General features: G+C 49.5%; 19 protein-coding genes and 1 riboswitch. Of the genes, 16 read left to right on the forward strand and 3 right to left on the reverse strand.

Annotation, left to right across the window (positions count from 1 at the left end; genetic code table 11):
* Positions 1 to 30 precede the first annotated feature (30 nt).
* The 7 genes from E1757_RS21590 (at position 31) to E1757_RS21620 (ending at position 7055) form a co-directional block, all read left to right on the forward strand.
* Positions 31 to 573, forward strand: coding sequence for an RNA polymerase sigma factor (locus E1757_RS21590; RefSeq protein WP_133231990.1), 543 nt, complete (start codon positions 31 to 33; stop codon positions 571 to 573).
* Positions 545 to 2185, forward strand: a complete 1641-nt coding sequence (locus tag E1757_RS21595; RefSeq protein ID WP_133231992.1) for a DUF4179 domain-containing protein — start codon at positions 545 to 547, stop codon at positions 2183 to 2185. The genes E1757_RS21590 and E1757_RS21595 overlap by 29 nt, the downstream gene beginning before the upstream one ends.
* A gap of 196 nt (positions 2186 to 2381) precedes the next feature.
* The gene (locus E1757_RS21600) at positions 2382 to 3293 is read left to right on the forward strand and encodes a hypothetical protein (protein WP_133231994.1); all 912 of its coding nucleotides are present in this window, start codon (positions 2382 to 2384) and stop codon (positions 3291 to 3293) included.
* Between the two features lie 101 nt (positions 3294 to 3394).
* Positions 3395 to 4132 carry an ABC transporter ATP-binding protein gene (locus E1757_RS21605; RefSeq protein WP_133231996.1) on the forward strand — a complete coding sequence of 246 codons (738 nt, stop codon included), beginning with the start codon at positions 3395 to 3397 and terminating at the stop codon, positions 4130 to 4132.
* Positions 4125 to 4871, forward strand: coding sequence for an ABC transporter permease subunit (locus tag E1757_RS21610; RefSeq protein WP_133231998.1), 747 nt, complete (start codon positions 4125 to 4127; stop codon positions 4869 to 4871). The genes E1757_RS21605 and E1757_RS21610 overlap by 8 nt, the downstream gene beginning before the upstream one ends.
* An 18-nt stretch (positions 4872 to 4889) precedes the next feature.
* Positions 4890 to 6362, forward strand: coding sequence for a sensor histidine kinase (locus E1757_RS21615; RefSeq protein ID WP_133232000.1), 1473 nt, complete (start codon positions 4890 to 4892; stop codon positions 6360 to 6362).
* 6 nt (positions 6363 to 6368) lie between these two features.
* The gene (locus E1757_RS21620; RefSeq protein WP_133232168.1) at positions 6369 to 7055 is read left to right on the forward strand and encodes a response regulator transcription factor; all 687 of its coding nucleotides are present in this window, start codon (positions 6369 to 6371) and stop codon (positions 7053 to 7055) included.
* Between the two features lie 80 nt (positions 7056 to 7135).
* Here E1757_RS21620 and E1757_RS21625 read toward each other — a convergent pair whose 3' ends face one another.
* Together E1757_RS21625 and E1757_RS21630 are read right to left on the reverse strand one after the other, a co-directional pair.
* On the reverse strand, positions 7136 to 7822 hold the full coding sequence (locus tag E1757_RS21625; protein WP_133232002.1) for a response regulator: 687 nt from the start codon (positions 7820 to 7822) through the stop codon (positions 7136 to 7138).
* A complete protein-coding gene (locus E1757_RS21630) occupies positions 7819 to 9414 on the reverse strand; it encodes an ATP-binding protein (protein WP_133232004.1) in 1596 nt (531 codons plus the stop codon). Before E1757_RS21630 ends, E1757_RS21625 begins: the two co-directional genes overlap by 4 nt.
* Positions 9415 to 9621: 207 nt before the next feature.
* Here E1757_RS21630 and E1757_RS21635 point away from each other — a divergent pair, with 207 nt between their 5' ends.
* The 6 genes from E1757_RS21635 (at position 9622) to E1757_RS21660 (ending at position 15956) form a co-directional block, all read left to right on the forward strand.
* A complete protein-coding gene (locus E1757_RS21635) occupies positions 9622 to 10449 on the forward strand; it encodes an ABC transporter ATP-binding protein (protein WP_133232006.1) in 828 nt (275 codons plus the stop codon).
* The gene (locus E1757_RS21640; RefSeq protein ID WP_220446515.1) at positions 10427 to 11275 is read left to right on the forward strand and encodes an ABC transporter permease; all 849 of its coding nucleotides are present in this window, start codon (positions 10427 to 10429) and stop codon (positions 11273 to 11275) included. Before E1757_RS21635 ends, E1757_RS21640 begins: the two co-directional genes overlap by 23 nt.
* 44 nt (positions 11276 to 11319) lie before the next feature.
* The gene (locus tag E1757_RS21645) at positions 11320 to 12417 is read left to right on the forward strand and encodes an ABC transporter substrate-binding protein (protein WP_220446516.1); all 1098 of its coding nucleotides are present in this window, start codon (positions 11320 to 11322) and stop codon (positions 12415 to 12417) included.
* Between the two features lie 298 nt (positions 12418 to 12715).
* On the forward strand, positions 12716 to 13606 hold the full coding sequence (gene prpB / locus E1757_RS21650; RefSeq protein ID WP_220446522.1) for a methylisocitrate lyase: 891 nt from the start codon (positions 12716 to 12718) through the stop codon (positions 13604 to 13606).
* Between the two features lie 34 nt (positions 13607 to 13640).
* Positions 13641 to 15083 carry a bifunctional 2-methylcitrate dehydratase/aconitate hydratase gene (locus E1757_RS21655; protein WP_133232008.1) on the forward strand — a complete coding sequence of 481 codons (1443 nt, stop codon included), beginning with the start codon at positions 13641 to 13643 and terminating at the stop codon, positions 15081 to 15083.
* On the forward strand, positions 15084 to 15956 hold the full coding sequence (locus E1757_RS21660) for a LysR family transcriptional regulator (RefSeq protein ID WP_133232010.1): 873 nt from the start codon (positions 15084 to 15086) through the stop codon (positions 15954 to 15956).
* Positions 15957 to 16042: 86 nt separating this feature from the next.
* On the opposite strand, the gene E1757_RS21665 is transcribed toward E1757_RS21660, so the two are convergent.
* Complete coding sequence (locus tag E1757_RS21665) at positions 16043 to 16612, reverse strand: RraA family protein (protein WP_246079382.1); 570 nt, start codon at positions 16610 to 16612, stop codon at positions 16043 to 16045.
* Positions 16613 to 16843: 231 nt separating this feature from the next.
* Here E1757_RS21665 and E1757_RS21670 point away from each other — a divergent pair, with 231 nt between their 5' ends.
* From E1757_RS21670 to E1757_RS21680, 3 genes are all read left to right on the forward strand, one after another.
* Entirely contained in the window at positions 16844 to 17974 is a 1131-nt protein-coding gene (locus tag E1757_RS21670; RefSeq protein WP_133232014.1) for a PrpF domain-containing protein, read from the forward strand.
* Positions 17975 to 18008: 34 nt separating this feature from the next.
* Entirely contained in the window at positions 18009 to 20765 is a 2757-nt protein-coding gene (gene acnA, locus E1757_RS21675; RefSeq protein ID WP_220446517.1) for an aconitate hydratase AcnA, read from the forward strand.
* 456 nt (positions 20766 to 21221) lie between these two features.
* Positions 21222 to 21614 carry a hypothetical protein gene (locus tag E1757_RS21680; RefSeq protein WP_133232016.1) on the forward strand — a complete coding sequence of 131 codons (393 nt, stop codon included), beginning with the start codon at positions 21222 to 21224 and terminating at the stop codon, positions 21612 to 21614.
* 87 nt (positions 21615 to 21701) lie between these two features.
* A riboswitch (cobalamin riboswitch) is annotated at positions 21702 to 21893 on the forward strand.
* Positions 21894 to 22014 lie beyond the last annotated feature (121 nt).

The raw sequence follows: 22014 nt of genomic DNA on the forward strand, positions 1-22014 counted from the left end.
AATAGTCAGAAACGGAAAGGAGGGGAACGCTTGACGGAAAAGGAACTGTTTGAAACATACAAAAAAGATGTTTACCGGACTTGCTTCTTCATGCTTCAGCAGGGCGCCGACGCGGAGGACGTATGCCAGGAAGTGTTTATGACCGTATTCCGGCATGACTGGACAAAGGTTGAGCATTTGAAGACGTGGCTGATACGGGTAACGGTTAACCACTGTCTGAACCATTTGAAGAAAGCCAGCCGTTCGAAAATGAAGCAAATGCAGCTTCAGCTCCAGCCTGCTCCGGCTATGGAAAAGGCGGCCGAAACGGTTGCCGAGGAGCGGGAATCCGCCATGGAAGCCATGCGTCTGATGCGGCAGCTGCCCGCGAAAATGAAGACGGTTGTATCGCTTCGATTTTTGAATGAGTGCAGCCTGAATGAAATTGCGGATATTCTCGGCATTCCGGTAGGAACGGTGAAATCCCGATTGAACAGAGGGCTAAAGCTGATGAAGCTGATGGTGATCCAGGGTGAAAACAAGTACGGAAAGGACGGGAAATCGTATGAACAAGGCGGAGCAAACATTTGCTAAATTGTTAAATGAAGAAAAACAGATGGACTATCCGGATTTTGATGCCATGTGGAAGCGGCTCGAATCCCAACTGCCCGGTCCGGATGAAAAGCTGCTGCCCGTCGATATGAACGCCCCGAAACGGAGTCGCCTCCGCAAAGCAGCCGTTATTTCAGTCCTGTCGGCCGTACTGGCGGCCACCCCGGTAGTTGCGGCCATTTCGTATAATTGGGATCATATTCTGTCTTACCGCAGCGGTATTCAATCGGCGTTACAGCAAGGACTCGGACAAATTATCGAAAAATCGGTGACGCATGACGGCGCCAAGCTGACGGTACATACGGCGATTGTCGACGATAACCGGACGGTTCTGCTGTACAGCCTGACGACACAGGAAGGTACGTCGGACAGCCTGTACTTTTCGGGAATGGAACTGAAGGATAACCAGGGGCGCGTAATTGAGGGGCGACACAGCCAGTCATGGGATCAGGCCAGCAAATCGTGGACCGGCTATTTCGAAACGGAATGGACGCCGGACGGTGTGGAAGCCGATGTGCAGCTTACGGCGCGAAAGCTTCAATCCTTTGCTTCAATGGAACGCGATATTGATTTTCATCCGTTGGACGGAAAATCGCAATCATTCGATATCGGCCAGGACGGGATCGGCAAGCTGACGCTGCAGCCGTTTGCCCAGGGTGATAACATGATGTTCGCTTCCGCGATTACTTTCAATCTACCGGAAGCGCAGCAATGGTCGCATCCCCGGATCGGAGTGTTCAAAGGAAATGCTGCTGTCAAAGAGGCAGGTCCCGGCGTATTCGGCAAGCCCGGGGAGCATGGAGAATATACCGGCCAACAGCGTTTCGCGCTTAGTTATCTGCAGGAGCCGTCCGTAACGTACAAGCTGCTCTACACCCGGGAGGTGCGGCATATTGACAGCAGCTGGACGTATGACCTGCATTTGGACAAAAAGCAGATGCTGAGCGGTACCGTGAAGCGCAGCCTGAACATTCCCGTCGAGCATCCGGACGGACGGATGGTGCTGAACCAAATGATCGTGACACCGACACAAATCAGAATCAAGGCCAGCCACGAGAAATATATGCGCTTCCCTTACCTGAACTATGCTTTGGAAGTGAACGGAACCGTCTTGAACGGAGGGATTTGGCATAATGGCGATAACCCCGAAGAAACGACATTCCGGTTCGAGGTTCCGCCCGGACTGCGCGTGACGGAGCAGATGCCTGTCACGTTCGTAGCCAAATATGAAGTGCTTCAGCATAAAGACGCAAAGGATTCGATCCGGCTGAAAAAAATTAGCGAACGGAAGCAAACGATGACTACACAGGTCGGGGCTTATACGGTTCAATGGACCTACTACAAGCAGGACGGAAATCTGTATGTGCAGAGCGAGTGTACGGATCCGAGCTTTGGCGGAGTCAACCAGACGTATATGGTCGACGGGGAGAAGACAGTGGTCGGCAAACCGGTGAGCGCCAACTTTTCCGGGGACGGCAATAATAAAGCGATCGATATGTACGAAAACTTCAACGGTACCGATGCGGATATTCATATTTTCTGGTATTATACCGAAGATCCGGCCAAGGAACTGCGCGTAGCGGTAAAGGAATAGAGGATCCAAGGAGACAACTTCATAAGCGACGATACCAGTACGACCGGTTGCTCTGTCAGCCGGTTTTTGTTGTGGCGCAGGCGATCGCTCACGGACAGTTTAATACTTTTTTAATAATTCCTTCACAACGGGTTTATTTTTTATGGCTATTATAGGCATTGCAAGTGAATCTATCATTAAACCCAGGAGGAAACCAATGAAAAAGAAATGGTTAGTAGTAGGCGGTGCTGTAGGAATAAGCGGAATCATGATGCTGAGTACCGGTTTAAGCGCAATGGCCAGCACATCGGGCTATGACGCCTACAAGTCGGCGCTCAAAAACACCAAAACGGTCAAAAGCATGACCGTAGAAGCATCAGCAGCTCTGCAGGATAACGGCAATGTTCTCGCCAATGCTCAAGGCAGCTTTAAAGTGAGCCCGGATCAAAAGGCGGCGAGCGGCAGCGTGGATGTGACATCCGGCGGCGATAAGCAGCAAATCAGCTTCTACAAGCAATCGAACGAAACGGTCGTCAAATCGTCGGCCAGCGACGTGTATTATGTGAAGCCAAACGGCAAGGAACGCGTCAAAACGAATACTAACACCGATAAGGAAATGCCTCAGCAGGTCGAAACAGTAATCGATGCTCTCGTCGGCAACTTGAAAGATTACGTTGCTGTAGATGCGAAGGCGGACGGCTCGAAACAAATTTCGATTCAGCTCGATAACGCACAGCTTCCTGCTGTCGTCAACGCGATCGCTCCCATCGCCATTAAGCATGCGGCCAAAGGCGAGCATGGCGGCAAGCAAAAGGACGGCGCTTCCGAAACGAAGCCCTTTAATGAAAATTTCCTGAAAACAGCGGCTCCTCAATTGACGCAAGACATTAAAATCGAGAAAGTCGCGGTTAAAGCGAACGTCAATGCATCGAACTTCATCGATCATCAAGAGGCGGATGTGACGGTATCGGGCAAGGACGATAACGGCGCCGCGCACCAGGTTACGCTTCATCTGCAAGCCGATTTGTCCGGATACAACAGCACGACGCCGGATACCGTCGACTTGACCGGCAAAAACGTTCAACAGATGAAGAACGAGTTCAAAGGCCACAGACAAAATAATCAATAATAGACAACATAAACAAAATATTTCATCCATATTTGAACGGGCGGCAGTGCGGTTCACGATAACCGTCTGCTGCCTCCATTGTGTAGGGGGAGGCAAGGAATATGAATCCTATTCTGGAAACATCGGATCTTACCAAAGAGTACGGTTCCCGGCGCGGCATCCGGGAAATGAACCTGCAGCTGTACCCGGGCGATGTGTATGGATTATTGGGCCCCAACGGCGCAGGGAAAACGACGTTCCTGAAGCTGATTACCGGTCTAATACGTCCCGACCGGGGCAGCGTCGCTTTGTTCAATGCCAATATCGCCGACCATTACGCGCAAGGCATGCAGCATGTAGGCAGTATGATCGAATCGGCCGATTTTCACGACTTTCTTACAGCCTGGCAGTATTTGAAGCTGGTTGCCCGGTTTTATCCCCATATTCCAGATCAGCGGATCGAGCGGGTATTGGAGGATGTAGGTTTATGGAAGGTTCGCAAAGACAAGATTAAAAACTATTCCACCGGAATGAAGCAAAAGCTGGCATTGGCTGCCGCCATTTTGCCGGAGCCGAAGCTGATTATATTGGATGAACCTACGAACGGTCTCGATATCGAAGGAACCGTCATGTTCCGCAAGCTGATCGCCCGGCTCTCGGAAGAGAGCGGAACGTCGTTCATCATTTCCAGTCATATGATTCACGAGCTGGAGCAGCTGTGCAACCGGATCGGGATCGTGTACGAAGGGCATTTGAGAAAAGAAGGCTATGTATCGCAATTGCTGCAGGCCAATCAATCGCTGGAGCAGCATTATATCGAAGAAATCCAGGTTGCCAAAGGGGAGAACAATCGTGCATAGTATAAGAGCGGGGTATATCAATGAGCTTATGTTAATGCTGTATCGCAAAAAAACCGCGATGTTCTTTATATTTTCGGCGATTTTGCCGATCCTTATGGCGTTTGCGCTGAATTCGCTGCAGCCGGTACTGGGACTTGTAGCGGTCAGCCGTTCGTTCCCGCATCAAATGCTCGATATTTATACCGCTGTCTGGATACCGCTGTTCATTCTGTTTAACATCGGGGACTTGTTTCCTAATGAAATTGCGTCCAGGACTTTAAAACTTGCCTTGCTGCGGCCGAATACGCGCTTTCAAGTATATTTGGCAAAGGTTGCGGCTTTAGCTACGGGTATTGCGGCTCTGCTTGTTATGCTCGGCATCGTAACTTTGATCTGCAACCTGTTTGCCGGCTCGCCTCTTGGCTTGACGGAAACGTTCGGTATCGTGAAAGCTTATTTCGCCGCTTTGGTGGCGATGCTGGCTCTGGCGGCGTTGTTCATATTTGTCGCCCAATTTTTCAAAACGGCCAATGCGTTTATGGTATTTTCCATCGTTTTATACGCCGCGGCGAAGCTTGCGCCTTTTTTCTCGAGCTCAATCGCTGCTTTCTCGCCGGCATCGTATACGAATTGGCATATGCTGTGGCTCAGCTCAACCGTTTCGGCGGGCAGGCTCCTGACCGGTTCGCTGTTCCTTGTATCCAGCTGCATTTTGTTTTTCTCGCTGGGTTACTATATATTTGATCGAAAAGAAGTTTAAAAAGCGGGGAATGCTCTGATGTCGATTCGCTTAAAGCTATTGCTTTCATATGCGGCTATGCTGTTTATCCCGCTCGTTATGATCATCATTACCGCCATCCTGCTGACCATTGTATTTCGGGGCGATCTTCAAAACATTCGCGACACGTACAGCAAAGACCCGAGTGCGATCGAAAACAAGTTCGAAAACCAGGGCGCCAACCAGATGCTCAAGGAGATCAAGCGCGTCTCGGAGAACAATCCGGCCTTATTATCGAACCCGGCCTACTGGACGGATGTCGATCAGGAGCTGAGCTCGAGCCGATCGTACCTGATCGTACGGAAAGGTAATGATGTGCTGTTCGTCTCGCCCGCCTTTCAGGATAAAGAGCTGTTGAACCATCTTCATCCTTACGAGCATCCCGGCAAAATGGAAAAAGCAGCGCCCCAACGATACGGCAACGAAATTTATGAAGCGAATCGTCTTGACTTCAAATTTGCGGATAATCGCCCAGGGTCGATGTTTGTCGTCAAGACATTGAGTCCGTTTGTTCATTTCGCGCAAAAGTTTTTCCCGATTTTGTTCACATCGCTGCTGCTTATTTTGGTCCTTACCCATACGCTGTTGACCTATTTTGTATCGCGGAGCATCATAAAACCGCTCCAGGCTTTGAAAAAAGCGATGAAACGGATGGAGGAGGGGGACCTTGATTATGAGGTACAGGTGACTGGAAAGGATGAAATCGGACAGCTGAGCGCAGCCTTTGAGTCCATGCGCAAGCAGCTTCAGCAATCGATCAATACGCAGCTGCAGTATGAAGAGAACCGGAAAGAGCTGATCTCCAACATTTCTCACGATTTGAGAACGCCGTTGACCGCCATTCGCGGCTATGTGGACGGATTGGAGGAAGGGGTTGCCGATACCCCCGATAAAAGGAAAAAATATATCGAGATCATATCTTCCAAAGCCGAAGAGATGGATCAATTGATCGACGAATTGTTCCTATATTCGAGGCTTGATTTGAATCGGCTGCCGTTCAATTTTGAAATTATCGACATGCATGACTTTATAACGGATTGGTCGGAGGAGCTTGATTTCGAGCTGGGCAAAAAGGGCGTGCGATTTTCATCGTCCATTGATTTGGAGTCTGGAAGTAAAGCGTCCGTGGACCGTGATAAAATAAGACGCGTATTCAATAATATTATAGACAACTGCTTGAAGTATATGAACAAACCGGTCAACCGAATCGAGCTGAGAGTTCATGCGGCAAACAATCTCGTCATCATCGAGGTCGAAGACAACGGACGGGGAATTAATCCGGAGGCGCTTCCGTTCATTTTTGAACGATTCTATCGCGCGGAACCGTCGAGGAACAGCGATACCGGAGGCAGCGGACTTGGTTTGGCGATCTCCAAGCAAATTATGGATGGGCATGGAGGAACGATTCAGGCTGCCAGTACCCATGGCGAAGGAACATGCATTACTATGACTTTGCCGACAAGAAGGGGGTAGACGATGATGAAGCGCATATTGATTGTTGAAGACGAAAAGGTCATTGCCGAATTGGAACGGGACTATCTGGAGGTCAACGGATATGAGACGGACATTGCCTCCGACGGGGAGCAAGGGCTTGCGATGGGCTTGAACGGGGAGTACGATCTGATCATTTTGGACCTGATGCTCCCGCTGGTTAACGGCTTTGACATCTGCAAGCAAATTCGCGCACAGCGCAACATTCCGATCCTGATGGTGACGGCGAAGAAAGAAGATATCGATATCATTAAAGGTCTTGGCTTCGGTGCGGACGATTATATTACGAAGCCGTTCAAGCCTGCGGAGCTGGTCGCCAGAGTGAAAGCTCACCTGGCTCGTTACGAACGCCTGATCGGTGCGAAGGAAACGAAGCAAGAGGTGAAAATTCGCGGGCTCCTGATCGATTACGGCTCGCGAAGAGTATTTTTGCATGATCAGGAAATTATGTTAACGACCAAAGAGTTTGATTTGCTCTATTTTCTGGCGATACATCCGAATCATGTGTTCAGCAAGGATCAGCTGTTCGAGAAGCTGTGGGGCATGGATTCGCTCGGGGATGCGCAGACGGTCACCGTTCATATCCGCAAACTAAGGGAGAAGATTGAGATCGATTCGTCCAATTCTCAATACATTGAGACGGTATGGGGAGCAGGGTACCGATTCCGGTTGTAGGGATCTTCACCGTATCGGAACCGGCATGGACGCGCGGCAAAAAAGGAAAGGAAGAGGAAGGCGGTGAAAAACGCCTCACCTCACTTTAGGCAAAATAACCGCTGGGGGCGTCCGACCGTCCCGTATTGCAGAAACTCATTTGCTGTTCCTTGCTCGATTAAATACTCCAGGTAAGCGCGAGCCGTCGAACGGCTGACTCCGGCCATATGTGCGATCCGCTCGGCGCTGCAGGGCTGGTCCTCCAGCGCCATCGATTGCTTGATTCGCTCCAATGTGCGAAGATCGATACCTTTTTGCGGCTGCTGCAGGTTGATCGATTTCGCGGATCTGAATTTCTTTAGACCTTCCACAAACTGCTGATCCGGCGTTGCGGGGGATTGCAGGTGAATTTTAAATTGTCTGTATTTTTTTAATGTATCCTGCAGCAGATCGAGGTCAAACGGTTTAATCAAATAATCAAAGATCCCCAATTGAAACGCTTCCTCAATCGTCCCAATCTCCTTGGCTGCGGTAATTAATATGACGTCGCAAGATATTTTCTCAGACCGGAGCGTCCTCAATACATCAATACCGGATCGATCGGGTAAATATACGTCGAGAATAAGCAGATCCGGCTTCAATTTCCTGGCCTGATCGATTGTTTGTTCAAAGCTGCCTGCCACTCCCGCAAGCTCGTAGCCTTCCTGCTGCTCAATATAGCTTGCATGCACTCTGGCGATCATAAAGTCATCGTCAACGACCAAAGCCCGCAATTGTACCGATTTCATTCAACATTCCTCCTAATGGGCAGACTGACCCGGATCGTCGTTCCTTCCGGCGTGCTTTGGCATGTAAGAAAGCCATCGTGATTCGATATTAACCGGGATACATATGCAAGCCCAAAGCCGCGGCCTTCTCCTTTGGTCGTCGTGCCGTCGTTGAAAATAGATTCAACAATAGCCGGATCGACACCGGGACCATTGTCCTTTACGTAAATGAGCAGATCGTCATCCTCTTCCTTTAGAAATACGGTTACAGTAGGGCCATTTATTTTGACGGCGGACGATTGAATGGCTTCGAAAGCGTTATCGATAGAGTTTCCCAAAACGGTAAGGACAATATCCCGATGCGGGCAGTTATCCGGTATATTAGATTCAGGGCTGACAACTAGCTGAATGCCGAGCTCGCCTGCCCGGTGAGTCTTGCCTAATAATATTCCCACAACTGCAGAATCGCGAATTTTGGCTAAATAAAAATGCATCGCATCCTGGTATTCTTCGTTGATTTGTTGGATAACGGCTTTCGCCTTATCATATTCGGATATTTTGATCAAGCCTAAAATGAGGTGCAGCTTGTTCATAAACTCATGTCTTTGGCTGCGCAGCGTATCCACATAACGGCCGATATCGGCCAGCCGGTCATCGATTTGATCCAGCTTCATTTTGTCCCGGAATGTACTGACCGCACCGATCACCCGGCCGGACAAGATGACCGGTACGCGGTTGGCGACGACAAGCGTATTGCCGATGATCATCGGCTGGTCAATTTGCGATATCCCATTCTCCAGCACCTCAGGTAAACGGGTCAAAGGAATGACTTCGGAAATTTCTTTGCCGATAAGCTCCGTACTCCCGATCTCCAGCATTTTCTTGGCCTCTTGATTACAGGTAACAATCTTCCCTTCCTTGTTGACGGCGATAATCCCCTCGCAAATCGCATCCAGAATGGCGGCCTGCTCCTGGGTTACGAAAGCGATTTCATGCGGCTCCATATTAAAAATTTGTTTCTTAATATGCCCAGATAACAGATATGCGCCGAACAGACCGAAGAGCAGCGCCGCGCCCCCGATGCCTACGACCTTTTGGAGTAAAACAAACAGCTGACTCCATACGTTGTCTACCAAATATACGACGGATACCACTCCGATTTGATGATGGTTGCCGTCAAAAACAGGCGCCTTGCCGCGAACCGAATAGCCGAGAGATCCTTTGGCTTGAGTAATGCTTTCTTTCCCGCTTAAAACCGCCTCGTTATCGTCACCTACCATATGCCTGCCGATTTCCGCCGGGTTGGAATGGCTGTAGCGGATTAAATGCATATTGCTGACGACAATCACATCGGCACCGACATTGTTACGTATTTGCTCGGTCATCGGCTGGATCGTCAAAGAAGGGTCGGACAGCTCAAAAGCTTCTACGATTTGCGGAAGACCGGCAACGGTTTTGGCTACCCCCAGCGCTTGCTCGCCTGTCTCCGTAAATTGCTTATCCACGATGATATAGAACATGGCGGAAATGACTAACAGCAGAACGAACAAAATGTTCAATGTAACCAGAGCATTAATCTTGCTTCTAAGCGTCAATTTCCTTAATCTGCTCATAAATGCGGCTCCAAATCGTTTTTTTTAGTTTAATGCCTGATGTTCATTGACGTAAAGACTTATTTCCCTTATTTGCCGTTAACAATATCGCCAAAATATAAAAATAACGGCAATATTCATAATATCGGCATTTTATTTCAATCCTGGCGTGTTCACTTATAATCTATGTAAGCGCAACCAAAAAATATTTGTGAAGGAGACGCCAGCATGAATCAACCGAGCACACGCTTGTCCGAATCCCCCATGATTGATCTGCAAGGGGTCGCAAAACAATTTTTAAAGCCTTCCGGAGAGGTTCACACGGTTTTGCAAAACATTAATCTGCGCGTAGAGAAAGGGGAGTTTTGTTCCATTGTCGGGCCGACGGGATGCGGGAAATCGACGACATTAAGTCTGATAGCCGGATTCGAGAAGCCTTCATATGGAAAAGTTCGAATACAGGGAGAGACGCTGGAGGGGATCAATCACCAGGCTGCGTGCGTTTTTCAAACGGAAAACGCTTTTCCCTGGAAAACTGTCATCGACAATGTCTCTCTCGGTTTAAGACTTAAAGGAATGATTAAAGGCGAGGCTTACCAGGAAGCAAGACGATGGATCGAAAAGGTCGGCTTGAAGGGATTCGAAGGCCATTACCCTCACCAGCTCTCCGGCGGAATGAGAAAGCGCGTCGCCTTGGCACAGTGCTTGATCACCCAACCGCAAATTTTGCTCATGGACGAATCATTTTCTGCGCTTGACGTCCACACGCGGCACTTAATGGAAAATGAGCTGTTGAAAATATGGGAGGAGACGTCGGCATCCGTCTTTTTTATTACGCATGATCTGGAGGAAGCAATTGCTCTGAGCGATAGGGTCATTGTTATGACCGCAGGTCCGGGTGCAACGATAAAAGGCGATTATAAGATTGATCTGGAGCGACCGAGGAATGTGGCGGAAATCCGGTTTGACCGGCAGTTCGCTCAATTGCACGAGCAAATATGGAACGATTTAAGAGATGAGGTGATGGTCAGTTATGCAAGCGCAAACCATGCTTAATACACAAGAGGATATGATGTCGCGGAAAAAAGAAATGAGGGCTCAAGCGGCAAAAATTAAAATGCGTAATCTGACCCTGCAAATTATTGTCTTCATCACCCTATTCGGATCGTGGGAAATTTTATCGGATAAAAAAATCATTGACCCGTTCTTTTTCTCCAGTCCGTATGCCATCCTGAAGCAAATTGTGGAATGGATTGTGGAAGGTACGAGCCAAGGCCCGTTGTATGTTCACTTTGTCGTCTCGTTCGAAGAGACGGTCATTGCCTTTGTTATCGGAGTGCTCCTGGGTGTGATCGCCGGCTATGCCTTAGGCAGAAACGATATTTTATCGGTCATTTTCGGTCCATACATCCAAATGTTGAATGCGCTTCCAAGAGTTGTGCTGGCTCCGATTTTTATTATTTGGTTCGGACTTGGCATGCCTTCGAAGATTGCTCTGGGCGTGACGCTGACTTTTTTTATCGTTTTCTTTAACGCTTTTCAGGGCGTGCGCGAGGTGGACAAAAATTTACTGAATAATGCGCGGCTGCTCGGAGCCAACAAGCGGCAGCTGGCCCAGCATGTCATCATTCCTTCGGCGCTGACCTGGATTTTGTCCAGCTTGCATTCCAGCTTCGGCTTTGCCCTCGTCGGCGCGGTAGTCGGCGAGTTTATAGGGTCTACCAAAGGTTTGGGATTTCTTATTGCTCAAGCCCAGGGCGCCTTCAATACGACCGGCGTATTTGCCGGCATGGTTCTCTTATCGGTTACCGCTTTGGCGGCGAATTGGGCCGTTACCAAACTGGAGAAACGTTTTATCGCATGGAGACATGTTCGTCAATAGCTAAGGTTTTACGAAAGATTTCATAATATAAAGGGGTAATGACGATGAAATTCGGGAAAAAATCAACGATTAGCGCGGCTTTATTCATCTCGCTCGGTTTAATTATGGCTGGATGCGGTACGATGGATAATAAACCGGCTGCCGGACCCGCCGCCGCGACGGCTCCAAAGGGAAATGAACAGCAGGCCGCCGCTCCGGCGCCGGTCAAGCTTCCAAAGGTGAATATTATGGTTGGCGGCCTGGAAAAAATTATATATTTGCCGGCAAAATTGACGGAAAGCTTAGGATATTTCAAAGAAGAAGGACTCGAGGTGGAGCTGACAAGCCAGGCTTCCGGAGTGAATGCGGAGCAGGCGCTTATCGCCGGCGAGGTGCAAGGTGTTGTCGGTTTCTACGATCATACGATCGACATGCAGGCGAAGGGCAAATTTCTTCAGGAGGTCGTTCAGCTGGCTACGAATCCCGGAGCAAAGCTGATGGTTACGAACAAAGCGAAAGATCAAATCAAAAGCTTGTCCGATTTAAAAGGTAAAAATATCGGGATTACAAGCTCGGGGGCTTCATCGCATTTTCTCGTCAATTATTTGGTGACCAAAGGCGGTAACTCCACGAAAGATTACGTGCCTTTGGCTGTCGGAGCCGGCGGTACTCTGGTCGCAGCCATGGAGCAGGGGAAGGTGGAGGTGGCGTGGGCGACACAGCCTACTACCGCGTTGCTTGAGCAAAAAGGCATTGCAACCACGTTTGTGGACCTGGAGAGCCAGGAAGGCTCCAAACAAGTTCTGGGCGGCACATATCCGGCCCCGAGCTTATATATGAATGCCGATTACGTGAAGAAAAATCCGGAAGTCGTGCAGCGTTTAGCCAATGCTTTTGTCAAAACATTGCGATACATGAGCACGCATAAAGCGGATGAAATCGCCGAAAAACTGCCGAAGGAATATTATGCGGGCGATAAAGATTTGTATGTGAAATCGCTCCAAGCCAGCCTGTCCATGTTCACCCCGGATGGTAAGATGCCCGCGGGCGGACCGGAGAAGGTACTGGAAATTTTAACCGTGTTTACACCTCAGCTGAAGGACGCCAAAATTGATCTCAGCCAAACGTTTACCAACGAGTTTGTAGATAAAGTGAAAAAGTGAACTCGTTCAGCATTGCTGAACATCGGGGAATCAGATGGGGACTCTACCCCACCTGATTCAAGGCCCACCTTAGAGGTGGGGGTCTTAACCCGATAAAGTCGTAATCGGATAAACTACCGAACCGCTTGATTCATTGGAAGTCCGGTGAAAAAGCAGAGGATGGACGTAATCGTTCCAACCATTTTTCACCGGACTTCCGGCTGCAGCACGATTTAATTAAATGAAGAGGCGTTTTGCTGACGCCTCTTTCGATTTGTGGAAAATCCAATTGACAAAGGAGCGAGATAATTTGAGCCGCATGATGACACCCGGCTCCCGGTTATGGGAAGCCTTGCAAACGGAACAACCGCTGCAGGTGGTTGGAGCGATCAACGCCTACACAGCCATGATGGCGGAGCGCGTAGGCTACCGCGCCATTTATTTATCCGGAGGCGGAGTGGCCAATGCTTCTTTTGGACTGCCGGATCTCGGTATTACGACCTTAAATGACGTTCTGGAGGATGTGAGGCGAATGACGAATGCGACGTCATTGCCGCTGCTGGTCGATGCGGATACCGGCTTCGGAGGCGCATTCAATATTGGGCGAACGGTCCGAATGATGATACAGGCCGGGGCGGCCGGGATCCACATCGAAGACCAGGTTTCGGCTAAACGTTGCGGTCATCGTCCCAACAAAACGATTGTCAGCCGTTCCGAGATGGTCGATCGAATCAAAGCGGCCGTCGATGCGAAGGCAGACCCGGATTTTGTGGTGATGGCGCGTACGGACGCGCTTGCGGTCGAAGGGCTGGACGAAGCCATTGAAAGAGCTTGTGCTTGTGTCGAGGCCGGCGCCGATATGATATTTCCCGAAGCCGTGCTGACCCTGGAGCAATACGAAGCATTTGTAAAAGCCGTTGGAGTGCCGGTGCTCGCCAATATAACCGAATTCGGACAAACCCCGCTGTTTACGGTTAAAGAACTGGGGGAGGCGGGAATCCGGCTAGTTTTGTATCCGCTAACCGCCTTTCGCGCAATGAACGCAGCCGCCTTGAAAGTATTTAAGGGGCTGCGCAGCGAGGGGACGCAAAAAAATGTGGTAGCGCATATGCAAACAAGAATGGAGTTGTACGATTATTTGAATTATCACGAATATGAGCAAAAGCTTGACCGTTTGTTTGAGCAAGCTGCTGAGAATGAACCAATGTAAGGGCTAAATGACAACTATCCACGGAGGAAATTATATGACCTTTCATACTAGCAACATCAGACCGGAGCCGGATCAAGTTTTGCTCGATATAGCCGACTATGTCTATGACTTCGACATACATAGCGATGAAGCCTATCAAACGGCGCGCTTATGTTTGATGGATACGCTCGGCTGCGGTCTTCTGGCGTTACGGTACCCGGAATGCACCAAGCATCTTGGGCCGATTGTTCCGGGAACCGTAGTACCTCTCGGTGCAAAAGTGCCCGGAACCCCATATCAATTGGATCCGGTCGCAGCGGCATTTAATATCGGCTGCATGATTCGCTGGCTGGATTATAACGATACGTGGCTTGCGGCCGAATGGGGGCACCCGTCCGACAATCTTGGCGGCATTCTCGCCGTTGCCGACTATATCAGCAGAAAAAGCGCCGCCGAAGGCGGAGCGCCGCTGACCATGAAGAATGTGCTGACTTCGATGATCAAGGCGCATGAAATTCAGGGCGTACTTGCTCTTGAAAACAGCTTTAACCGCGTTGGACTGGACCATGTGCTGCTGGTGAAGGTCGCCTCGACGGCGGTTGTGACTCAACTGCTCGGCGGATCGAAAGAGGAGATGATCAATGCGGTTTCCAACGCTTGGATCGACGGGCAAGCGCTTCGCACATACCGTCATGCGCCTAATACCGGTTCCCGCAAATCGTGGGCTGCCGGAGATGCCACCAGCCGTGCAGTCCATCTCTCCTTGATGGCGATAAAGGGCGAGATGGGCTATCCATCTGCGCTTACAGCCAAAACATGGGGCTTTTATGACGTATTATTCAACGGAAACGAACTTAAGCTGCAACGGTCTTACGGCTCATATGTGATGGAAAACGTGCTGTTCAAAATTTCTTACCCGGCGGAATTTCACGCGCAAACTGCGGTGGAATGCGCAATTCAGCTGTATCCCGAGGTTCAGGGCAGATGGGACGATATCGATCGCATCGTTTTAACGACGCACGAATCGGCTATTCGTATCATCGATAAGCAAGGACCGCTGCATAATCCGGCGGACCGCGATCACTGCCTGCAGTATATGGTCGCCGTCGGCTTGATTTATGGCGAATTAACTGCGGATCATTATGAAGATGCGATAGCCGGCGATCCCCGGATCGATATGCTTCGGGAAAAAATGATTGCGATAGAAGACCCTCGATATTCCAAGGAATACCATGAACCGGACCTGCGCTCGATAAGCAACGCCGTGCAAATTTTTTTCAAAGACGGCAGCAGTACCAAGAAGACGGAAGCAGCATTTCCTGTCGGGCATCGTCGAAGGCGTACGGAGGGAATTCCGCTGCTGGAACAAAAATTTGCAGCCAACGTTGCGACGCGTTTTCCGCGCAAGCAAGCGCAAGCCATCATGGAGCTATGCCTGAACCATCAGAAGCTGGAGGGAACACCCGTTCATCAATTTATGGATCGGTTTGCGCTGTAAATGGAGGACAGGGACTGGACGATTTTAAAGGTGCTCTATGAACAGCGCAATGTTACCAAAACGGCGCAGCATCTATTTATTTCACAACCTGCATTGACGAACCGCATACAGCAAATTGAAAAACAATTTGGCGTTCAAATCGTGCAGCGTAAAAGCAAAGGCATCGAATTTACGCCTGAAGGCGAATATTTAGCCCGCTGTGCAGACGAAATGCTTTTAAAAGTTAATCACATTAAAGATCATGCACTAAATATGCGAAATCAAGTGTCGGGAACTTTAAGATTGGGGGTTTCGAATTACTTTACGCGGAACAAACTCCCGGGAATTTTAGAGCTGTTCAAAAAGAACTACCCTGACGTGGAATTCAAGGTAGTTACGGGCTGGAGCAGAGACGTGCTTAATCTCGCGTACAACCAGCGCGTTCATATCGGTTTTGTCCGGGGTGATTACGCATGGGGGGATCGGAAGCATCTGTTATTTGAAGAACAGATTTGCATCGCTTCAAGAAATGAAATCAATATGGAGGAGCTTCCCGCCCTGTCCAGAATCGATTACCAAACGGACTATTTGTTTAAATCGCTGATGAACAATTGGTGGTCGGAAAACTATGCTCATCCTCCATTTATCGGCATGGAAGTGGATAAAGTCGAAACTTGCCGGGAAATGGTGATCAGAGGCTTGGGATATGCTATTGTGCCCACCCTCGTTCTTGAAGGCTTCACGGATATGCATAAAGTGACGATTGCCGATAAAAAAGGTCAACCGCTGATACGAAGAACATGGATGTATTATCATGAGGAATCGCTGCAGTTAAATCTGGTTCAAGCCTTCGTCCAATTCGTACAGCAGCTGGATTTAAGCAGACCGTTATAGACAGGGCTTCGTCTCTTGCCGAAAACAGAAGGATTATGCTGCCGGGATTACAACTTCCATGTTCTGCCATAGCCTTTATAGACGCGCTATGCTTTTCCGGACTGGAGCGTCTCGTCCAGATATTGAAGCAGTTTTTCCGAATTTCTCAAATATTTTTCGGAGCGTTCTTTATCTTTGTTCAGTTTTTCCAGCGCATGCTTGAGCACCGTTTTCTCTAATGCCCGGGGCACGACAACAACGCCATCGGCGTCGCCGACCACAATATCCCCGGGGTGAACCGCTGTCCCGCCGCAAGAGACAGGTACGTTAATTTCACCGACACCGGCTTTGCTGCTTGCGGCGGCAGCGGTTCCCCTGGAGAAAACAGGGAATCCCAGCTGCTTAATCCCCTCGATATCCCTGATCACTCCGTCGACGATCATCCCTTTTAAGCCTAACGTTTGGGCCATTCCGACAACAAAGTCCCCTGCAACAGCCCTATACTCGTCTCCTTTGGCATCAATCACCAGCACATCGCCGGGATTTGCCTCCCTGATTGCTCGGAATACGGTGAGGTTATCGCCGACCGGCATTTTTACGGTTAAGGCTCTGCCTGCCACACGATATGTTTCCTTTAACGGCTTAATGCGGGGGTCCATATTATTCAATCCTTGCATAGCATCCGAGATGCAGGTTGTCGGCAGCTCTTGAAACGGATCGATAAACTCATTACTCAAAGCGATCTCCTCCTTTTTTAATTCACTATAAATGCATTTCTCTTCAAGTTGAAATAGAAATTCATGATGGATAGCGATACAGGAAAAGTATTATTCATTGGCCGCGGATTGCTCTAGAATGAAGCCAAATCGAGCTCTCAAAAAAATAAATGTGATCCGGAGGTATTCACCATGTCCCAATTTACAATTCCATGCGCTGTTTACAGAGGCGGCACAAGCCGAGGCATCTTTTTTACGAAAAGCAGCTTGCCGGAAGATTCCCGATTGCAGCATAAAATATTTCTTCACGGTATCGATGCTTATAATAGCAATCAAATTAATGGCCTGGGCAGCGGAACCTCCCACACAAGTAAAGTATGTGTCATTTCGCCGTCGGCCATGGACGGAGCCGATGTGGATTACACCTTTTATCAAATTGGAATCGGAGAAGCCGTTGTGGACGATACAGGTACATGCGGCAACTTGATGGCCGCAGTCGGCGCTTATGCCGTTGACGAAGGAATGGTTACGGTGGGGCCTTCCGACGATTATGCCAACGTTACGGTTCACAATACCAATATCAAGAAAATGCTCCGGTTGAAAGTGCCTGTTGCGAACGGTCAAGCCAAAGTGCAGGGCAATTATGCAATGCCAGGGCTATCGGGCACCGGTGCAAAATTCACTGTCGATATTTTAAAGCCCGGAGGCGGAAAAACGGGCAAAACGATGCCCATCGATGTCCGATTTTCCATGGAAACGGACAGGAAAGCTTATGAAGTCTCCTTGATCGACGTTGTTAATCCGTTCGTGTATGTAGCCGCCTCCGATTTGGGAATCGAAGGAACCGAGCCGAACCGCGAGCTGTCGATGAAGGAGGACCTGCTGGCAGAAATTGATGCGATTCGGAGACGGATGGCCGTACATTCAGGGATGGCGGCAGCGAATGACGAAGTCGCAGGCTCGGTTCCTAAAATCGCCATTGTAGCAAAGCCGCAGGACTACATGACTTCCGCAGGCAAGCGGATTAAGAAAGATGCTGTCGACATCGTGGCAAAGATGCTGTCCATGGGAAGCTTCCATCGAACGTTTGCCGGAAGCGGCCTTTATAACATCGCGGCAGCGGCGCTGCTGTCGGGTACGCTGCCAAATCGGGTAGCAGCGAAGAAAGACGGCGTGCACAATCAAATCGTCCGAATCGGTCATCCGGAGGGTGTAGCGGAGGTTCGCGTCTCTCTGACGGAGGATGGGAACGACGTTGCCTCGGTAGGGCTTGATCGAACGGCAAGAAGAATTATGAAGGGGGAGCTGTACATTCCTGAGTAACTGCTGTGCGATAAGAATTGGAGGTATACAAAAAATGACAATTAATGGGAATGATATTTTCGCAGTTCGTTCAACTTTTACACTGAATGGGATAACGTACAGCTATTATCGTTTGGGTGCTTTGGAAGAAGCGGGAATTGGCCGTATTTCAAAGCTCCCTTATTCGATCAAAATATTACTGGAATCCGTTCTGCGTCAGTATGACGGCAAAGCTGTTACAAAAGAACAGATTGAAAACCTTGCCAAATGGGGAACAGCGGAGATGCCAGCAAACATGGAGGTTCCTTTCAAGCCTGCGAGGATTGTGCTGCAGGATTTTACCGGGGTGCCCGTTGTCGTAGATTTGGCCTCGCTAAGAAAAGCGATGAAGGAAATGGGAGGGAAGCCGGAGCGGATTAATCCGGAAATACCTGTTGATCTTGTGATCGACCACGCGGAGCAGGTCGATCGGTTCGGCACGCCGGATGCGCTTGAATATAACGTCGACAGAGGCTTCGAATTGAATTACGAAAGGTATAAATTTTTTAAGTGGGCGACCCATTCCATTCATAATTTCCGTGCCGTGCCGCCATCGACCGCCATTATCCACCAGGCGAATCTGGAAGTTCTGGCTCCCGTCGTTCAGAGTATAAAAGAAAGCGGCGGGAATTATCTCGCTTTTCCTGATACCTGTTTTGGAACCGACTCGCACACGCCCATGATCAACGGTCTCGGTGTCGTAGGCTGGGGCGTCGGTGGAATCGAAGCCGAAGCGGGCATGCTCGGTCAGCCTTCCTATATTCCGGTTCCCGAAGTTATCGGCATCCGGTTACACGGGAAGCTCTCTGCCGGTGTGACGGGGACCGATTTGGCCTTGCACATAACAAATCTGCTGCGAAACAAAAAAGTAGTCGGCAAATGGGTTGAATTTTTCGGGGAGGGCGTTGCCCGTTTATCTCTTGCTGATAGAGCGACCGTTTCTAACATGTCTCCTGAAAACGGAGCGACGATGACGATTTTTCCGATTGATCAGGAAACATTGAACTACTTGCGCTTAACCGGGCGGGAGGAAGGGCAAGTCCAGCTTGTCGAGGCTTATTGCAAATCCAACGGCTTGTTCTACACGCCTGAATCCGAGGAAGCCGTTTATACTGAGGTAATAGACCTTGATCTTTCTGTTATTGAAACAAGCGTGGCCGGTCCGAAACGGCCGCAGGATCTGATCCGTCTTGCGGATGTAAAGGAATCGTTCAGAAGAGCGCTGACCCATGAGGCTGGCAATCACGGATATGGCCTACAAGAAGATGAAGCTTCCAAGGAAGTGCAGGTCCGCCATCCCGGCGGTGGTAAAGCATCGATATTAAAAACGGGCTCTATCGTGCTTGCAGCTATTACAAGCTGCACAAATACTTCGAACGCGAACGTCATGATCGGTGCGGGGCTTCTCGCCAAGAAGGCGGTTGAAAAAGGATTGCATGTTCCTCCATATGTGAAAACAAGCCTTTCGCCAGGCTCCAAAGTAGTGACCGATTACTTGCGAAAAGCAGGGCTGCTGCCATTTCTCGAGCAGCTTGGCTTCTATCTCGTTGGCTACGGCTGCACTACTTGCGTCGGCAATTCCGGACCTCTCCCGGAGGAAATCGCCGACGCGATTGTCAGAAACGATTTGATCGTATCCGGCGTCCTGTCCGGGAACAGAAACTTTGAAGGGCGTATACATCCGCTCATTAAAGCAAACTTTCTCGCTTCTCCGCCGCTCGTTGTTGCGTACGCCATTGCCGGAACCGTAGATATTAACCTTAAGGTTGAACCGATGGGCAAAGATCGAGACGGCAATAACGTATATTTGGCGGATCTGTGGCCGACAGAAGCCGAAATTCAAAAAACGATATCCGAAACGATTTCCAAGGATCTGTTTAACTATCGAAACGAACGAATTTTTGCCGGCAGCGAAGACTGGAACAGGCTGAAAGCTATCGAAGGCTTGCTCTATGAATGGGAAGAGCAATCAACCTATCTGCAAAACCCGCCATTTTTCGAAAATTTGCCCAGAAATCCCCGCAGCATCCGTCCGCTGCATCATTTGCGGGTGTTGGCAAAGCTCGGGGACTCCATCACGACGGATCATATTTCGCCTGCGGGTGGGACGATTCCGAAAAACAGCGTTGCCGGAAAATATTTGACAGATCGTGGCGTAGAAGAGGGCAAACTTAGCTCCTACGGAGCGCGCCGAGGCAATCATCACGTTATGATGCGCGGAGCTTTTGCCAACATCAGATTGCGTAACCAGGTGGCCCCGGGAACAGAAGGCGGGGTCACAACCTATTTTCCAAACGGCGAGGTGATGTCTATTTATGATGCGGCAATGAAGTACCGGCAGGAGAGGGTTGGTCTTATCATTATGGCGGGCATCGACTATGGCATGGGGAGTTCACGCGACTGGGCGGCCAAAGCAACCTGCCTGCTCGGGGTTAAAGCGGTGATCGCTCAAAGCTTCGAACGCATTCACCGCAGCAATCTTGCATTGATGGGAGTTCTCCCGCTCCAATTCAAAGAAGGAGAACAAGCGGATACATTAGGATTAACCGGCAAAGAATCGTATTCTATTGACATTCATGAGCATATCCGGCCGCGGCAAACCGTAAAAGTTACTGCTACAGATGAACGCGGACGGCAAAAGCAATTTGAAGCGATCGTCAGGTTTGACAGCGAAATGGAGGTTCATTATTACCGCCATGGCGGAGTTTTGCAAATGGTGCTTCGCGACAAGCTGTCCATGGACAAGCCGGGAACATTAGAGACTGTCGATTAAACGGGATAAAGGCTTGGCCTTGATAACGCTGGAAAAAACGAATCGGTCTCCGCGGCCTTTTTTTGATGCGGAAGGACCATTAACTCCCGATTCGACGAACAGTGTGGAATTCGGGGTGCTTAATATGGTCAAATCCGGTGAATATACCATCGTAAGAGCACTGCTGAATACTGCTCGCAACTCGAATCATATCCCTGATCATGCCGTAAAAATCAAAATCGGATTTTCGATGAGAATGGAAATGCACTGGGGAATTTGAATACGACTTTCGCTCAGAAAACAGACCCAATGTATACGATTTTAACGGGAAAAGGAGACTTCACTCAATATAAATCAGTCAAAGTTGAGCTTGATTCCAATGGCGATCTTAATAAATAACTATTCATAATGCATGCAAAGTAAAAGTATAGCCAAACGATTTTATGTCATGCATCCGCTGCCGAAGGGAGACAAAACATGCTCGCCAGAAAAGCATTAGCCGCTCATCAAGCGGAGAATGCGCGTGTTTGGGCTGACCTCACCTGTTCTCCTGTTCGGGATAATCGCAGGTGCGCTATATGTGTCTTCACCGCCCCAACCGCCGTTCACCGCAACGGATGCAGTAGCATTCGCCACTCCGGCAGCGGCTCCACGCTTGATTGGTTCCCCAAGCAAACGGGCGTGATCAAGCTGCAGATCGAAGGATACGACGTTGAAAGGGAAACGAAAGTAGTGGAAACGCCCTTTTATTTCATTGAGCGTTGGCGCAAAGGTGAAGAAGCCGGAGAAAACCGCATGATCTATGAGGTCAGTCGCGGTACGATGGGAGCAAATGGGGGAGAGGGTACGGATCCTCCATATCGGCGTTGAATTGTTCCGGCGGTACGTGTTGGGGTGACTTCTTCAATCACCTGTGCTACAATAAGCGAGACGCAAAGAAGATAGGCTCAGACTAATTGAATAAATGTGGGAACAAGGTGCTTCAGCCTGCTGAAGCTTAAAAGGGAAGTTCGGTGCAAAGCCGACGCGGTCCCGCCACTGTAACGGAATAGTCAAAGCGACAATGCCACTGATCTTGCCAAAGATTGGGAAGGCCGCTGATGATGCGAAATCCGGAGCCAGGAGACCTGCCTGTTCTGACAACACTGCTTTAACCTACGGAAGATAGGGAAGTGTTGAGAGAACCGTTGTTTGTTCAATAAACAGGGGCATCTTTACCTTTTGTTATCTAAGGTGGGGATGCCTTTTTTGCGCGTAATTTTCCGGCTGA

The organism is Paenibacillus piri (assembly GCF_004354045.1).
Lineage (GTDB): Bacteria > Bacillota > Bacilli > Paenibacillales > NBRC-103111 > Paenibacillus_S > Paenibacillus_S piri.

Coding starts and splice junctions, on each gene's coding strand:
- E1757_RS21620 (WP_133232168.1), top strand. CDS start 6,369: ATGAAGCGCATATTGATTGTTGAAGACGAAAAGGTCATTGCCGAATTG.
- E1757_RS21605 (WP_133231996.1), top strand. CDS start 3,395: ATGAATCCTATTCTGGAAACATCGGATCTTACCAAAGAGTACGGTTCC.
- E1757_RS21595 (WP_133231992.1), top strand. CDS start 545: ATGAACAAGGCGGAGCAAACATTTGCTAAATTGTTAAATGAAGAAAAA.
- E1757_RS21665 (WP_246079382.1), bottom strand. CDS start 16,612: ATGCAAGGATTGAATAATATGGACCCCCGCATTAAGCCGTTAAAGGAA.
- E1757_RS21615 (WP_133232000.1), top strand. CDS start 4,890: ATGTCGATTCGCTTAAAGCTATTGCTTTCATATGCGGCTATGCTGTTT.
- E1757_RS21625 (WP_133232002.1), bottom strand. CDS start 7,822: ATGAAATCGGTACAATTGCGGGCTTTGGTCGTTGACGATGACTTTATG.
- E1757_RS21645 (WP_220446516.1), top strand. CDS start 11,320: ATGAAATTCGGGAAAAAATCAACGATTAGCGCGGCTTTATTCATCTCG.
- acnA (WP_220446517.1), top strand. CDS start 18,009: ATGACAATTAATGGGAATGATATTTTCGCAGTTCGTTCAACTTTTACA.
- E1757_RS21670 (WP_133232014.1), top strand. CDS start 16,844: ATGTCCCAATTTACAATTCCATGCGCTGTTTACAGAGGCGGCACAAGC.
- E1757_RS21680 (WP_133232016.1), top strand. CDS start 21,222: ATGCTCGCCAGAAAAGCATTAGCCGCTCATCAAGCGGAGAATGCGCGT.
- prpB (WP_220446522.1), top strand. CDS start 12,716: ATGATGACACCCGGCTCCCGGTTATGGGAAGCCTTGCAAACGGAACAA.
- E1757_RS21660 (WP_133232010.1), top strand. CDS start 15,084: ATGGAGGACAGGGACTGGACGATTTTAAAGGTGCTCTATGAACAGCGC.
- E1757_RS21635 (WP_133232006.1), top strand. CDS start 9,622: ATGAATCAACCGAGCACACGCTTGTCCGAATCCCCCATGATTGATCTG.
- E1757_RS21640 (WP_220446515.1), top strand. CDS start 10,427: ATGCAAGCGCAAACCATGCTTAATACACAAGAGGATATGATGTCGCGG.
- E1757_RS21630 (WP_133232004.1), bottom strand. CDS start 9,414: ATGAGCAGATTAAGGAAATTGACGCTTAGAAGCAAGATTAATGCTCTG.
- E1757_RS21600 (WP_133231994.1), top strand. CDS start 2,382: ATGAAAAAGAAATGGTTAGTAGTAGGCGGTGCTGTAGGAATAAGCGGA.
- E1757_RS21655 (WP_133232008.1), top strand. CDS start 13,641: ATGACCTTTCATACTAGCAACATCAGACCGGAGCCGGATCAAGTTTTG.